Below are 14608 nucleotides of genomic sequence, written 5' to 3'. Positions count from 1 at the left end.
CGCAGGCGGTGCATTAGCGATTACGCCGCGCGCTACGCTCCCCTGCCGCTATGGCCCCCAGCATCAGCACCACACCGGCCATCTGCCATGCGCCCAAGGTGTGCTGAAAGTACACCCAGTCCACCACAATGGCGACCGTCGGGTAGGCAAACTGCAGCACCGCCACCCGGGCCGTCGCCAGCCGGGCCATGCCTGCGTACATCAAGGTGTATGCCAGGCCCGTGTGGATCAGCCCCAGCCCGGCCAGCCATGCCCATGGGGCGCCCCAGGCGGGCCAGCCTTGTCCCACGGGGGCCACCCACAGCACGGCCGCACCCAGCGCGCATTGCCACCACGCCAGCGCGCCTACCGGCAGCGCCCCCAGGCGCTTGGCAACCACGGTGACGGTGGCTGTGCACAGCGCACCGACCAGGCAGAGGCCTACGCCCACCCAGTAGCCAGACGCATGCCCGGCGCCGGAGGAGGTCAGCCCCCCGGCCACGCCCGTGGCCAGCACCAGCCCCACCATCGCGACCAGCACTGACACCACGCGCTGCCGGGGTACGGCTTCTTTGAGCCACCAGGCCCCCAGCAGCAACACCCACAGGGGCTGCACATGGAACAGCACCACCGCCACCCCGGTAGGCACCTGCTGGATCGCCGTGAAAAACAGCCACCAGCTCGCCAGCATCAGCCCGCTGAGCAGCAACACCCACGGCAAAGCCGCCCAGCCCACCCAGAGCCCCCGCCACAGTCCCGACCATGACCGGTGGCGCCACGCCATCCACAACGTGAGACCCACGAGACCAAAAGCGCAGCGGAACCAGGTCACCGTCAATGGCGCCGCCTGCGCCTCGTGCACGAACACGCCGATGGTGCCCAGCAGCGCGTTGCCCAGCACAAAGGCGATCCAGCCATCCAGCCGGTGGGCAGACGACAGCCCACGCGCGCTGCCCGCAGGGGAAGCGGACGCGGGAACCACGGGGACGGATGTGCCTGAAACGGTAGAGGAAGACTGCTGCATGCTCGCAGTGTGGCTGCCAGCCCCAGCAATCGAAAGCGCATAATTTATGCATCAACCATTCGATCTTCGAATACATCACCACAGGGGCAATCCATGAGCTACCGCGACTTGCAATTCGACTGGCTCCAATGCCTGGTGGCGGTGGTGGATGCAGGCTCGCTCTCTGGCGCGGCGGCCGAGGTGCACCGGTCCCAGTCGGCGGTCAGCATGCAGCTCAAGAAGCTGGAAGACGCCGTAGGCCACCGACTGCTGGAACGCGACGCCCGCAAGCAGCACCTCACACCCGAGGGTGAAACCCTGCTGGGCTACGCCCGCCGCATTCTGGAGCTGCATGCAGAAGCGCACGATGCCCTGAACGGCGACGCCCTCACAGGCCGGGTGCTGCTGGGGGTGCCGGATGACTATGCGGCGCGCTACCTGACGCCCGTGCTCAAACGCTTTGCCCCCCGGCACAGCGCGGTGGAGATTGAACTGGACTGCGAGCAGTCCACCGCCCTCATCCCGCGCGTGGCCAGTGGCGACCTGGACCTGGCCCTGATCTCGCGCGACCACGCACGCCGGGGCACGTTGCTGTTCCATGAGCCCATGGTGTGGGTGGGGTCTGCGCAGTTCGAGTTGTGGAGGCGCGACCCGCTGCCCATTGCGGTGTACGAATCGGCCAGCCTGGCGCGGCGCGGCGCCATCCACGCGCTGGCGCAGCAGGGGCGCCGCTACAAGGTGGTCTATCACAGCTCCAGCCTGGCCGGACAAATTGCAGCGGTGGAAAGCGGCCTGGCCGTGGCCGCCCTCACCCACTGCAGCGTGCCACCGCAGTTGCAGGTACTCGGCACCGAGCACGGCCTGGGGCCGCTGGCCCCCATGGAGGTGGCCGTGTATCGCAGCCGCGCATCGCGCGGCTCCAAGGCGGTGGACAGCCTGCAGAATCTGCTGGTGCAGACCCTGCGGCAATCCGGTGGCGCCCGCGTGACCGGCTGAACGCCTCAGCGCCTGCTTACGAAAAGGGAGCCTACTTTTTGGAGAGCGCCGCGCTGCGAATGCCCTGCAGTGTGCCGGTGGGCGTGATCGCCTCGGGGTCGATCAGGCAGTGCAGCACGCTGGGCAGTCCGCTGGCGCGGGCACGGGCCAGCGCGGGGGCAAAGTCTTCGGTGCGCTCCACCCGCTCGCCATGGCCGCCAAAGGCCTGGGCGTAGGCCTTGAAGTCGGGGTTCTTGAGCTGCGTGGCGCTGATGCGGCCGGGGTACTCGCGCTCCTGGTGCATGCGGATGGTGCCGTACATGGCGTTGTCCAGCAGCACCACGATGATGGGCAGGCCATATTGCACGGCGGTCGCAAACTCTTGCCCGTGCATCAAAAAGTCGCCATCGCCCGCAAAGATCACCACCTCGCGCTGCGGCCACAGGCGCTTGCCGCCCACGCCTGCGGGCAGGCCGTAGCCCATCGATCCGCTGGTGGGCGCAAGCTGACTCGCGTAGGTGGTGAAGGGCCAGAAGCGGTGAATCCAGGTGGCGAAGTTGCCCGCGCCATTGCAGAAGATGGTGTCGGCGGGCAGCACTTCCTTGAGGTGCTGCATCACCTGGCCCATTTGCAGGTTGCCGGGGATGCGGATGGGCGCCGTGTCGCTCCAGGCCAAGTATTCGGCATGGGCGGCTTCTGTGTGGGCCTTCCACGGCACAGTGGCCGTGGGGGGCACCGTATTGAGCGCCGCAGCAAACGCCTGGGGAGTGGCGTGGATGGCCTGTGTGGGGCGGTAGAGCTTGCCCAGCTCATCCGCATCGGCATGCACGTGCACCAGCGGCTGTGCAGGCGTGGGAATGTTGAACAGTTCGTAGCTCTGCGATGGCACCTCTGACAAGCGGCCGCCCACCACCAGCACCAGGTCGGACGCCTTGATGCGTGCCAGCAGCTTGGGGTTGACGCCCAGGCCCAGGTCGCCGCCGTAGCAAGCGTGCGTGGCCGGGAACAGCATCTGGCGGCGGAACGAGCAGTACACAGGGATGGACCACGCTTCGGCAAACGCGGTGAACTCGCGCACCGCTTGCTCAGACCAGCGGCTGCCGCCCAGGATGGCCACGGGGCTTTGGGCGGCTTGCAGACGCTGGGCCAGCTCGGCCATCTGCGCTGCGCCAGGGTGGGTTTCCGTCACCTGGTAGGGCAGTGCATCGGCCACGGTGGCGGCTTCGGTCAGCATGTCTTCGGGCAGCGCCACCACCACGGGGCCGGGGCGGCCCGAGGTGGCGACATGGAAGGCGCGCGAGATCAGCTCGGGCACTCGGGCCGGGTCGTCAATCTGCACCACCCACTTGGCCATAGTGCCAAACACCGCGCTGTAGTCCAGCTCCTGAAATGCCTCACGCCCCATGGCGTTGCGGGCCACCTGGCCCACAAACAGGATCATGGGCGTCGAATCCTGGTGCGCAATATGCACGCCGGCCGAGGCATTGGTAGCACCCGGCCCACGTGTCACAAAACAGATGCCGGGCTGGCCCGTGAGCTTGCCCTGCGCCTCGGCCATCATGGCCGCACCGCCCTCCTGACGGCACACGGTCACGCCGATGTCGGCATCGTGCAGCGCATCGAGCACCGCCAGGTAGCTTTCGCCGGGCACACAAAAAAGCTGCTTCACGCCATGGGTGATGAGCTGCTGCACCAGGATCTGGCCGCCGGTGCGCGGGGTGAGGGAGGTCGTATTCATATCAACGGTATCGGATCAAAAATTCAGAACAGGGCCTGGCAGGCGCGCTGGATGCGCGCGCAGGCTTCTTGCAAATCAGCGGTAGAGGCGGCGTAGGAGATGCGAAAGTATGGCGCCAGCCCCAGCACCCCGCCGGGCACCACCGCGACATGGTGCTCGCGCAGCAGGTAGGCGCAAAAGTCGGCATCGGTGCGCAGCAACATGCCGCCGGGCGTGGTGCGGCCCAGCACGCCTTCGCAACTGGCGAAGGTGTAGAACGCGCCCTCAGGCACGCGGCAGCGCAGGCCGGGGGAGGCGTTGAGTGCAGCCACCACCAGATCGCGCCGGTCCTGGAATGCTTGGCAGCGCTCGCGCACCACGTCTTGCGGTCCCGTCAGCGCCGCCACGGCTGCGGCCTGGCTGATGGACGAGGGGCACGACGTGGCCTGGCTTTGCACCACGGCCATGGCCGCAATCAGCGCCTTGGGACCCGCGCCGTAGCCCAGGCGCCAGCCGGTCATGGCATAGGCCTTGGAGACACCGTTCACCGTCAGCGTGCGATCGCGCAGCGAGGGCAACACGGCGGCGGGCGTGGCAAACGCGCGGCCGTCGTACAGGATATGTTCGTAGATGTCGTCCGCCAGCAGCCACACCTGCGGGTGGCGCTCCACCACCTCCAGCACCGGTCGCAGCTGCTCGGCGCTGTAGGCCGCGCCGCTGGGATTGGAGGGCGAGTTGATGAACACCCAGCGCGTGCGCGGCGTGATGGCCGACTCCAGCTGCTCGGGCGTGATGCGAAAGCCGTTGGCCTCGGTGCAGGGCACGACCACGGGCACACCGCCCGCAATCAGCACCATGTCGGCGTAGGACGTCCAGTACGGCGCGGGCAGGATCACTTCATCGCCCGGATTCACCGACGCCATCAGGGCGTTGTAGAGGATCTGTTTGGCGCCTGCACCGGCGGTGATTTCGTTGAGCGCAAAGTCCAGCCCGTTGTCATGCTTGAACTTGTGCTGGATGGCGGCCTTGAGTTCGGCCGTGCCATCCAGCACCGTATAGTGCGTCTCCCCCCGCGCCATGGCCTGCTGCGCGGCTTCAAGAATGTGGGCGGGCGTATCGAAATCGGGCTCGCCCAGGCCCAGCACGATCACGGGCTGGCCCTGGCGCTTGAGCTGGTTGGCCTCTTGCGTCAGGCGCACGATTTCGGAGACGCCGATGGCGCCCAGGCGGTCGGCCGCGCGGAAGGCCGTGGCGGGGATGGGAGCGTTCATTGCTGGTAGGTCTCCAGGGGCTTGTCGTTGGGGGTCGCAAACAGCTGGCGCAGCGTGGTGCCCAGCGGCAGGTTAAGGCTCATGTTCTTGGGCGGGATGGGGCTCACAAACCACTTGGTGTAGATCTTTTCCATCTCGCCGGACTGCATCAGCTTGGTGAGCACGCCGTCCACCGCAGCCTTGAAGGTCGGGTCGTCCTTGCGGAACAGCAGCGCAATGGGCTCGGCGCCCAGCGGCTCGCCCACGATGCGGTAGGCCGAGGGGTCTTTGGAGTTGGCAATCATCCCGGCCAGCAGGTTGTCGTCGAGCACAAAGGCATCGGCGCGGCCGGTCTCCAGCAGCAGGAAGCTCTCGTGGTGGTCCTTGCCCAGCACGGTCTTGATGGGGGCGCCGCCCAGGGCGCGCTCTTGCTTTCGCAGCAGTTGCACGGCGGTGGTGCCGGTGGATGCGGCAATGGTGCGGCCTGCGAGCTGGCTGATGGACTTCAGGTCCGAATCCTTGCGCACCGCCATGCGCACTTCGCTCACGTAGGTGGTCACCGCAAACGCCACCTGCTGCTGGCGCGCGGTGTTGTTGGTGGTGGGGCCGCAGCCGATATCCAACGTGCCGTTCTGCACCAAGGGCAGTGTGTTTTGCGCCGTCACGGCCATGTATTCGAGCTTGGCGTCGGGTGCGATTTCTTTCAGCACACGCTCGCACAACTCGACGTGGTAGCCCACGTATTTTTCGTTGGCGCCCAGCGCATAGGCCATGGGCGGCGAGGTCTCGCGCACGCCCAGCACGGCCTTGCCGCTGACTTTGATCTTCTCCAACGTGGGCTGGGTGACCGTCTGCGCCTGTGCGGGGGCCGTGGCCATGCATGCCAGGGCCAGACCTGCGGCGAGCGCAGTGAAGGTCTTGCGGGAAATTGCCATGTCATTGTCTCCGTGTGTGTTGTGGTTGGCAGGTGGATGAATTGGTGAGAGAGAAATCGGGCGGCCGGGTGACGCTCAAATCACGTTCTTTTCGAGCAGCGGCGCGTTGCGCGCAATGCGTTCAATGGACAGCGGCGACAGGTCCAGGCTTTGGTAGCTGCCCGTGAGCAACAGCTCGGCCACGCCCCGGCCCACGGCGGGGCACTGCTGCAGGCCATGGCCCGAAAAGCCGTTGGCAAACACCAGGTTGTCGCACGCCGGGTGCAGGCCCACGATGGCGTTGTGATCGAACGTGTTCATCTCGTAGTAGCCCGCCCAGGCGCCCTGCATGCGCAGTGCCTCAAAGCCCGGGATGCGCTCGGCCAGCGTGGGCCAGATGTGGTCCTCGAACGCTGTGTACTCCGGCTCCAGCGGGGCAAAGTCGGCATCGTTGACTGCGTCGGGCGCAAAGCCGCAGATAAAGCCTTTGCCCTCGGGCCGCAGCGAAATGCCGCTGGTGTCGATGAGCAGTGGGCAGCCCGGCAGCGCTGCGGGGCTGGCCAGGTTGAAGACGGTGCGGCGTTTGCCCACAACGGGCAAATCAATGCCCGCCCAGCCCGCAATGGCGGCCGCCCAGGGGCCACCCGCATTCACGGCGTAGCGGCAAGGCAGCACGGTGCCGCTTTGCAGGCGTACTGCGTTCACATGCAGCACGCCATCGTTGGCCGCCGTATCCAGGCCCACCGCCTCGTCGGCCACATAGCGCACGCCCTGGCTCTGCGCCTTTTTACGCAAAGCCGTCTGCAGCAGGTAGCCATCAAACCAGCCCTCGCCCGACAGGCCCAACGAGCCCAGCACCACGTCCTGCAGCGCCAGCCACGGAAAACGCTCGGTCAGTTGCTGCCGGCTCAGCAGCGCCACATCGGCGCCGTGCTGCTTCTGCAGTGCATGGTTCTCGCGCAGCGTGGCCTCGCCCGCCTGGGTGGCCAGGTACAGGTAGCCGCCTTCGTGCAGACCGATGTCAGGCACATCACCATGGCACGCCAACAGTTGGCCCACGTTACGCAAAAAGCCGATGCCAAACGCCGAGATCTGGATGTTGATGTCGGTAGAAAACTGCTGGCGGATGGAGCTCGCCGACAGCGCGGATGACGCCCGCGCGTAGGTCGGATCGCGCTCGACCACCACCACCTCGCAGCCCGGCTGCTCCAACGTGAGGAAGTACGCAATCGCACTGCCGATGACACCACCGCCAATGATGACGATGGGGTGTGAGTCCTTAGCAATCAACATGAACGGGGCAACCAGCGCGTGGCTTACACGTCAAACGTCACGCCCTGTGCCAGCGGCAGCGCGGTGGAGTAGTTGATGGTGTTCGTCGCACGGCGCATGTAGGCCTTCCAGCTGTCCGAGCCCGCTTCACGCCCACCGCCCGTTTCCTTCTCTCCGCCAAAAGCGCCGCCAATCTCGGCGCCGCTGGGGCCGATGTTCACGTTGGCGATGCCGCAGTCCGAGCCCGCTGCGGACATGAACTGCTCGGCCTCGCGCACGTTGAGCGTGAAGATGGACGACGACAGGCCCGCGCCCACGGCGTTGTTCATGGCAATGGCGTCGTCAATGGTGCTGTAGCGCACTACGTACAGGATGGGAGCAAAGGTTTCATGCAGCGCGGGGCCTTCGTGCTTTTGCAGCTCCACCAGCGCAGGGCGCACGTAGTACGCGTCCGCACCGCCCACGCCTTCCACGCGGCCACCACCGTGCACCGTGGCACCCAGCGCACGGCTTAGCTCCAGCGCCTTTTGCATGCCGTCAAAAGCCATGCGGTCGATCAGCGGGCCCACCAGCGTGCCAGCGGTGCGCGGGTCGCCCACCTGCACGTTGGCGTACACCTTGGCAAGCTGGGGCACCAGCTGGTCGTAAATGCTCTCGTGCACAAACAGGCGGCGCAGCGTGGTGCAGCGCTGGCCCGCCGTGCCCATGGCGGCAAACGCAATGCCGCGCAGGGCCAGGTTCAGGTCGGCCGTGGGCGCCACGATGGCCGCGTTGTTGCCGCCCAGCTCCAGAATGCCGCGCGCAAAACGCGCTGCCAGGCGCGGGCCCACGGCGCGGCCCATGGCGGTGGAGCCCGTGGCCGACAGCACGGGCACGCGGGCGTCATCCACCAGTACTTCGCCAATGTCGCGTTGGCCCACGATCAGCTCCAGCAGGCCTTCGGGCGCGTCGCTGCCAAAGCGTGCAATGGCACGCTGTGCAATCGCGTGCGTGGCCAGGGCGGTGAGCGGGGTCTTTTCCGACGGTTTCCACACCACCGAATCACCGCACACCAGTGCCAGCGCGGCGTTCCACGACCACACGGCCACCGGGAAGTTGAAGGCCGAGATCACGCCGCACACGCCCAGCGGGTGCCAGGTTTCCATCATGCGGTGGCCGGGGCGCTCGGTGGCGATGGTCAGGCCGTACAGCTGGCGCGACAGGCCCACGGCAAAGTCGCAGATGTCGATCATTTCCTGCACCTCGCCCAGGCCTTCGGACGGGATCTTGCCCGCCTCGATGGTCACCAGCAGGCCCAGGTCTGCCTTGGCGGCGCGCAGTTCTTCGCCCAGCAGGCGCACCAGCTCGCCCCGGCGTGGTGCGGGCACATTGCGCCACGCGGCGAATGCGGCATGCGCGCGGCCGATGGCGGCCGTGGCATCGGCCGGGCTTTGTTGCGGCACCTGGGCCAGCACCTCGCCCGTGATGGGCGAACGGGCCGCCAGCGTGCCGCCGGTGTAGGCAGCGCGGGGCACGCCCAGGCGTTGCAGCAGTGGATCGACTTCAGACAAGAGCGGTGTGACAACAGGGGTGACGGCAGGGGTGGCAGACATGGCGACTCGCAAAGGTGAGTGGAGGCAGAGAGATGGCAACAGCGTGGAAGAACACACGCAATGAATGCGCCAATATCCGCCAATCACGCCGTGCTGGATAGCAAAAAAATGGAACTACTTGATCACAAATCAGCATGAAGTGCCTGAAAATAGCAGAGCTGCCGACGCTTGATGTACTAGCGCTACGCCCCAAAACCATGCACAACGTGACAGAGCCGCTCATTCCCCCTGCGCATGATTGACCCCATTTGCCACCATGACCCTGCTGCGCCGTGCCTTCCTGCCCTCCACCGCCGACCTGCTGGCCTTTGAGGCGGCAGCCCGCCACCAGAGCGTGTCGCGCGCGGCCGAGGAGCTGCACCTCACCCAAAGCGCCGTGTCGCGCCAGATCCGCCAGCTGGAAGAGCAGATAGGCACCGCCCTCTTCCACCGCGTGCGCCAGCGCGTGGTGCTGACCGACGCGGGCCGCGTCTATGCGGCCGATGTGCAAAACGTGCTGCAGCAGTTGTCGGCCAGCACGCAGAAAGCCATGGCGTTCTCCAGCACCGACGGCCTGCTCAACCTGGCCGTGCTACCCACGCTGGGCACGCGCTGGCTCATCCCGCGCCTGGGCGGCTTCATGGCGCTGCACCCCGAGGCCATGGTCAACTTCTCGGCCCGCACCGAGCCGTTTGACTTTGCGGGCACGCCGTTCGACGCCGCCATCCACTTCGGCACCCCGCACTGGGCGGGCGCCGTGTGCGAATACCTGATGCACGAAGAAACCGTGCCCGTGTGCAGCCCCACCTACCGCGACCGCCACAACATTCACACACCGCAAGACCTCACGCGCGTGGTGCTGCTGCAGCAAAGCACCCGCCCCACCCAATGGGCCGAATGGTTCGAGCTGGTGGGCGCCCCCACAGCCCTGGCCCTGCGCGGCCCCCAGTCTGAACACTTCGCCATGATTGCGCAGGCTGCCGTGTCGCACCTGGGGGCGGCGCTGCTGCCGCGCTTCTTGATCGAGCAGGAGCTGGCGGCAGGGAGCCTGGTGGAGCTGTCAGACCAAGTGCTGACGAGTACCGATGCGTACTACCTCGTGTACCCGGAGGCGCGGGCGCAGACGCCGCTAGTGAAGGCGTTCAGGGATTGGGTGGTGGGGGAATGCGCGGGGCAGAGGCAGGGGTGAAACGCTCACCGCTGAAGCAGAAGGGCACCTGTGCTCAAGCGCTTGAGGAGGTGCGCAGGGAGCATGTGCTGCCTAGGGATGACCCAAGTGCCTGACGATGCCTGACGATGCCTGACGATGCCTGACGATGCCTGACGATGCCTGACGATGCCTGACGATGCTTGAAGGCTAGTAAAAAAACTGCACCAGGTCAAAATTGTCAATAGACTTCGCAAGCTCCAAAGGAGAGATACCGTAGTTGTTCTCTTTGTTTCTGTCAGCCCCAGAGCGAAGCAACAACTTGATCAAATCGCCGCTGCCGTCCGAATGGAACACAGCATCTGAAAGCGGTGTATTTCCATTGGCATCAACAGAGTCCACGCTCGCTCCCGCCAATATCAGCGCCTCACTGACGGCGTAGCTGTTGGACTGTGCAGCGAAGTGCAGTGGGGTCAAGCCATTGTCATCCGACGCATTGGGGTCCGCACTGGCCAACAGAAGTTCTTTCACCTTCGACAAGTCAGCCTCCAGAGCCGCGTAGTGAAGTTCTGTTCGCCCCATGCGATCCACGCCAGAGCGTTCGTTCTTCTTCGGACTTTTGCGCGTCATTGCCTCTCCGTCACTTGCATTGCAGAACCATCGAGGATGGAAGGGGCCGTTCTGAAGACGCTGGACATCGATACCTCCTGGAAATGACTGACGACCCGGGTTTGCAGATGTGAAGCGTTGCGCGCATGGCGAAGGCCAAGATCCCATGGCACCCCGGAATTTCAACCCAGCGAACTATAGCGTTCGAAGAAGCAGCTACGTGGCCCGTATCTGCTTTGGAAATTGATGCGCTCCAAAGCGCCCAACCACGCGGCAAAACTCTGTTCCATGTCGAATTCGTTCAAGACGCTGCCCCCAGCGCCAGGGCATCCTCCGGCGCCATGCAACTTGAATCCCTCGCCACCCATCTCTGGCACGCCACCCACGCTTTCAAGGCCAACGGACTTCCCATCACCACGCGCATGACGGTGGTGCGACTGCCAGGAGAGCAGCTTCTGGTCCACTCACCGATTCCAATGCCCCCAGGGAGTGCCCTGCTGGAGCAGCTGCAGGCACTTGGCACGGTGGCTTTCATCGTGGCGCCGAACAAGATGCACCACCTGTTTCTGGCGCCTTGCGCCCAGACCTTCCCGAACGCCAGGGTGTATGGCCCCAAGGGCCTGGCTCAGAAGCGGCCAGACCTGGCAGCCAGGCTGCACGATCTGCCCTCAGGCGATGTGCCCGAATGGCTGCCAGACCTGGAGCATTTGGCTTTTGAGGGCATTCCTGCAGGCAATGAGTCGGTATGGTTCCACCGCCCTTCGGCCACGCTCATCGTGACAGACCTTCTGCAGTGGATGGCGGGGGACCTGCCTTGGTCCACGCGTGCCTATGCCACGCTGACCGGGGTGCGGCGCCAACTGGCGGTTCCGCTCACGGTGCGCGCGCTGGTGCGTGACCGTCGTGCCGCAGCCCGCAGCGCAGAGCGCGTGCTGCGCTGGCCCTTTGAGCGGGTCGTGACGGCCCACAACCAGGTGCTGGACGACCATGCCCACGCACAGGTCAAAAAAGCATTCGCCGTGCGCTGCTGACCGGACCGCCAGCCGCCTATTTCTGTTCCTGTCCCGCAGGCTGAATGGCCTGATCGGGGCGAACGCTCGACAGGCTTTGTGCTGGCCGCCGCAGCGTCACATCAAACGGATTGATCTTGGGCCCCACCGCCAGAGCTTCGCGCTTGAGCAGCTCCACCACCGTGGGCAGCCGGTCGTCATTGAGCCGCGCAGAAATGGTGCCCACGCTCAGCGCTGCCACTGCGCGCCCTTCGCGGTCGAGGATGGGCACGGCCACGCCAGCCATGCCTTCCAGCAACCCGGTATTGCGGCCCGCATAGCCCAACTGGCGCACGCGCTCGATTTCGGTGCGCAGGTAGACCTCGTCAAACACGCCGTACTCCCGCACGCGCGACAGGTTGAAGCGGATGACCTCTTCGCGCTCTGCCTCGGGCAAAAAGGCCAGGATGGCCAGCGCGCCCTGCCCCACACCCAGGGCCACGCGACCGCCGATGTCGCCGGTGAACGAGCGGATGGGGAACGGGCCCTCGCTGCGGTCCAGGCACACGGCGTCAAACCCACTGCGCACCAATAAAAAGATGCTGTCACCCAGGCTGGCGCACAGGCGCAGCAGCGCGGGGCGGCACAGGCTGCGCAGGTCGCCGGGGTTGCCAGCCTTCGCCGCCAAGGCGAAGAAATCCATGCTCAGGCGGTAGAGCTTGCTGCGCTCATCCTGCTCGACCATGCCTTCTGCCACCAGCGATTGCAGCAAACGGTGCGTGGTGGCCTGTGTGAGGCCCACGGCACGCGCCAATTGGGTGACTCGCCCGCCCTCGGCCTGCACGGCCGACAGGGCCCGGATGACGGCAAACACCCGGGGTACGCCGCCGGTGGCGGTGGATGCGGCTTCCATACCTCGCTCCTGTGGAATTCGTTGAACAAACTGAAGGCATCATATTTCATTCAACGGAATAAATTCAATAAAAATTCTGATTAATGGAATACCCGAAGCATTCTGGTTTGTTTATTGCAATAGATTCCACCGAATCAAGCGGCTGTTCCATTCTTTGTGTGGCGCTTGCACCACCCCGGTGCAAACACCTCAAAGGTCCGCAGCCCATCCCTGCAACTCCACAGCAGGTGGCACGCACCGCCCCCAGGTAACCCGTGCGGCGCCACCACCGGAAAGGCTTTCGCCATGTCGTTTCTCAAGCTCACGGATGTGACCAAGTTCTATGGCAGCACCTGCGCGGTGCAGGCCATGAACCTCACGGTGCAAAAGGGTGAATTTGTGTCGCTGTTGGGCCCCTCGGGCTGCGGCAAGACGACCACGCTGCAGATGGTGGCGGGGTTTGAGGCCGTGACCAGCGGGCGCATCGAGCTGGACGGCAAGGACATCACCCACGCCAAGGCCAACACGCGCGGCCTGGGCATCGTGTTCCAGAGCTATGCCCTCTTCCCGCACATGACGGTGGCGGCCAACGTGAGCTTTGGGCTGGAAATGCGCAAGGTGCCCAAGGCCGAGCGCGCCGAGCGCGTGTCCCAGGCCCTGGCCCTGGTGCACCTGGAAAAGCACGCCACGCGCTACCCTCGGGAGCTGTCGGGCGGCCAGCGCCAGCGGGTGGCCCTGGCCCGCGCGCTGGTGATCGAGCCGCCCGTGCTGCTGCTGGACGAGCCTCTGTCCAACCTTGACGCCAAGCTGCGCGAGGAGATGCAGTTTGAACTGCGGCAAATTCAGCGCAAGGTGGGCACCACCACCATCATGGTCACGCACGACCAGAGCGAGGCCATGTCCATCAGCGACCGCGTGGTGGTGATGGAGGCCGGCCGCGCCACACAAATCGACCACCCGCACCGCGTGTACGAGCACCCGCGTACGCGCTTCATCTCCACCTTTGTGGGCAAGGCGAACCTGCTGCCGGGCCAGGTCGCCTACGCGAGCGGCACGCACACGCAGGTGAAGGTGGGGGCCCTGACGATGGAGGTGGGCGGCGCCCGCTACCGCCCCGGCGCCGCCGTGCTGCTGAGCGTGCGGCCTGAAAAGGTGCAACTGGTGCCCGCCGTGCAAGGCCGGATGGACGGCCAGGTGTGCGAGCGCTTCTTTTTGGGCAGCCAGTGGCTGTACCGCGTGGGCACCCCCGTGGGCGACCTGATGGTGCTGGTGCCCAATGACGGCCGCGCCGCGCTGGCCGAAGGCGAGCGCACGGGCGTGGACTGGCCCGACCACTGCATGCGCCTGCTGCCCGCCGATGAAACCGCACTGGCCGAGCTGGAAGCCGAAGACGCTGCCGCCGAGGTGGCGCCATGAGCCTGGCCACCACCTTGCTGCACAAAAAGGCCGCGCCCTGGTGGCTGTCCGGCCCGGCGCTGCTGTTGTTCACGGTGTTGTTGCTGGTGCCGTTGGCACTCACCGCCGTGCTGTCGTTCAACGCGTTCGACCCGACCACGGGGGTGAAGGCGGGCGAGTTCACGCTGGAGCACTACGCCCATGTGTTCACCGATTCGTACTACTACTCCATTTTTTGGCGCACGTTCTGGATCGCGGGCCTGGTCACGCTGATCTGCGTGGTCGTTGGAGCGCCCGAGGCCTACATCCTGAGCCGCATGGGCAACCCGTGGCGCTCCATCTTGCTGCTGATGGTGCTGGCGCCGCTGCTGGTGTCGGTGGTGGTGCGCGCCTTTGGCTGGAGCATGCTGCTGGGGCCGGAGGGTTTGGTGAATGGGCTGTTCGGGCTGCTGGGTTTTGGACCCGTGAAGATGCTCTACACCGAGATCGCGGTGGTCATTGCCCTGGTGCATGTGATGCTGCCCTTCATGGTGATCCCCGTGTGGACCTCGCTGCAAAAGCTCGACCCGGGCGTTGAAAACGCGGCCCTGTCGCTGCAGGCAAGCCCCTTCACCACGCTGCGGCGCATTGTGTTGCCGCAGGTGCTGCCAGGCATTTTGTCGGGCAGCCTGATCGTGTTTGGCCTGGCGGCCAGCTCGTTCGCCATTCCCGGCCTGTTGGGCGGGCGGCGGCTGAAGATGGTGGCCACGGTGGTGTACGACGAGTACCTGCACGAGCTGAACTGGCCCCTGGGCGCGGCGATTGCGCTGACGCTGCTGGTGGCCAACCTGGTGGTCATGCTGAGCTACAACCGATTGGTTGAAGGCCGCTACAAGAAATCTCTCGGGTGAGCACG

13 protein-coding genes are annotated in these 14608 nt (G+C 65.6%); 5 read left to right on the top strand and 8 right to left on the bottom strand.

The window, feature by feature from the left end:
• Window positions 1-13: 13 nt before the first annotated feature.
• Window positions 14-961, bottom strand: a complete 948-nt coding sequence (locus tag ACT531_RS08790; protein WP_476017178.1) for a DMT family transporter — start codon at window positions 959-961, stop codon at window positions 14-16.
• 135 nt (window positions 962-1096) lie between these two features.
• On the opposite strand from ACT531_RS08790, the gene ACT531_RS08785 reads away from it, so the two are divergent.
• On the top strand, window positions 1097-1978 hold the full coding sequence (locus ACT531_RS08785; protein ID WP_476017177.1) for a LysR family transcriptional regulator: 882 nt from the start codon (window positions 1097-1099) through the stop codon (window positions 1976-1978).
• Window positions 1979-2009: 31 nt separating this feature from the next.
• Here the strand turns inward: ACT531_RS08785 and ACT531_RS08780 are convergent, their stop codons facing one another.
• The 5 genes from ACT531_RS08780 to amaB form a co-directional block, all read right to left on the bottom strand.
• Window positions 2010-3695: a thiamine pyrophosphate-binding protein gene (locus ACT531_RS08780; RefSeq protein ID WP_476017176.1), complete on the bottom strand. Its 1686-nt coding sequence runs from the start codon at window positions 3693-3695 to the stop codon at window positions 2010-2012.
• A gap of 23 nt (window positions 3696-3718) precedes the next feature.
• A complete protein-coding gene (locus ACT531_RS08775) occupies window positions 3719-4945 on the bottom strand; it encodes a pyridoxal phosphate-dependent aminotransferase (protein ID WP_209817197.1) in 1227 nt (408 codons plus the stop codon).
• Entirely contained in the window at window positions 4942-5859 is a 918-nt protein-coding gene (locus ACT531_RS08770) for an amino acid ABC transporter substrate-binding protein (protein WP_209817198.1), read from the bottom strand. The genes ACT531_RS08775 and ACT531_RS08770 overlap by 4 nt, the downstream gene beginning before the upstream one ends.
• A 75-nt stretch (window positions 5860-5934) precedes the next feature.
• On the bottom strand, window positions 5935-7131 hold the full coding sequence (locus tag ACT531_RS08765) for an NAD(P)/FAD-dependent oxidoreductase (RefSeq protein ID WP_476017175.1): 1197 nt from the start codon (window positions 7129-7131) through the stop codon (window positions 5935-5937).
• Between the two features lie 23 nt (window positions 7132-7154).
• Window positions 7155-8702 carry an L-piperidine-6-carboxylate dehydrogenase gene (gene amaB / locus ACT531_RS08760; RefSeq protein WP_476017174.1) on the bottom strand — a complete coding sequence of 516 codons (1548 nt, stop codon included), beginning with the start codon at window positions 8700-8702 and terminating at the stop codon, window positions 7155-7157.
• A gap of 256 nt (window positions 8703-8958) precedes the next feature.
• Between amaB and ACT531_RS08755 the strand changes: the two genes are divergently transcribed.
• Window positions 8959-9870 carry a LysR family transcriptional regulator gene (locus tag ACT531_RS08755; protein WP_200954258.1) on the top strand — a complete coding sequence of 304 codons (912 nt, stop codon included), beginning with the start codon at window positions 8959-8961 and terminating at the stop codon, window positions 9868-9870.
• A 168-nt stretch (window positions 9871-10038) separates the two neighbouring features.
• Here ACT531_RS08755 and ACT531_RS08750 read toward each other — a convergent pair whose 3' ends face one another.
• On the bottom strand, window positions 10039-10458 hold the full coding sequence (locus tag ACT531_RS08750) for an ankyrin repeat domain-containing protein (protein ID WP_476017173.1): 420 nt from the start codon (window positions 10456-10458) through the stop codon (window positions 10039-10041).
• Between the two features lie 320 nt (window positions 10459-10778).
• On the opposite strand from ACT531_RS08750, the gene ACT531_RS08745 reads away from it, so the two are divergent.
• Complete coding sequence (locus ACT531_RS08745) at window positions 10779-11468, top strand: DUF4336 domain-containing protein (RefSeq protein ID WP_476017172.1); 690 nt, start codon at window positions 10779-10781, stop codon at window positions 11466-11468.
• A gap of 16 nt (window positions 11469-11484) precedes the next feature.
• Here the strand turns inward: ACT531_RS08745 and ACT531_RS08740 are convergent, their stop codons facing one another.
• Window positions 11485-12339: an IclR family transcriptional regulator gene (locus tag ACT531_RS08740; RefSeq protein ID WP_110959404.1), complete on the bottom strand. Its 855-nt coding sequence runs from the start codon at window positions 12337-12339 to the stop codon at window positions 11485-11487.
• A 285-nt stretch (window positions 12340-12624) separates the two neighbouring features.
• Here ACT531_RS08740 and ACT531_RS08735 point away from each other — a divergent pair, with 285 nt between their 5' ends.
• Both ACT531_RS08735 and ACT531_RS08730 read left to right on the top strand, forming a co-directional pair.
• Window positions 12625-13734: an ABC transporter ATP-binding protein gene (locus tag ACT531_RS08735; protein ID WP_476017171.1), complete on the top strand. Its 1110-nt coding sequence runs from the start codon at window positions 12625-12627 to the stop codon at window positions 13732-13734.
• The gene (locus ACT531_RS08730) at window positions 13731-14603 is read left to right on the top strand and encodes an ABC transporter permease (protein WP_476017170.1); all 873 of its coding nucleotides are present in this window, start codon (window positions 13731-13733) and stop codon (window positions 14601-14603) included. Before ACT531_RS08735 ends, ACT531_RS08730 begins: the two co-directional genes overlap by 4 nt.
• Window positions 14604-14608: the final 5 nt, after the last annotated feature.

The organism is Acidovorax sp. DMC1 (assembly GCF_056314325.1).
The sequence above is the reverse complement of the archived record's forward strand: the minus strand, read 5'-3'. Positions and strand labels throughout refer to the sequence as shown.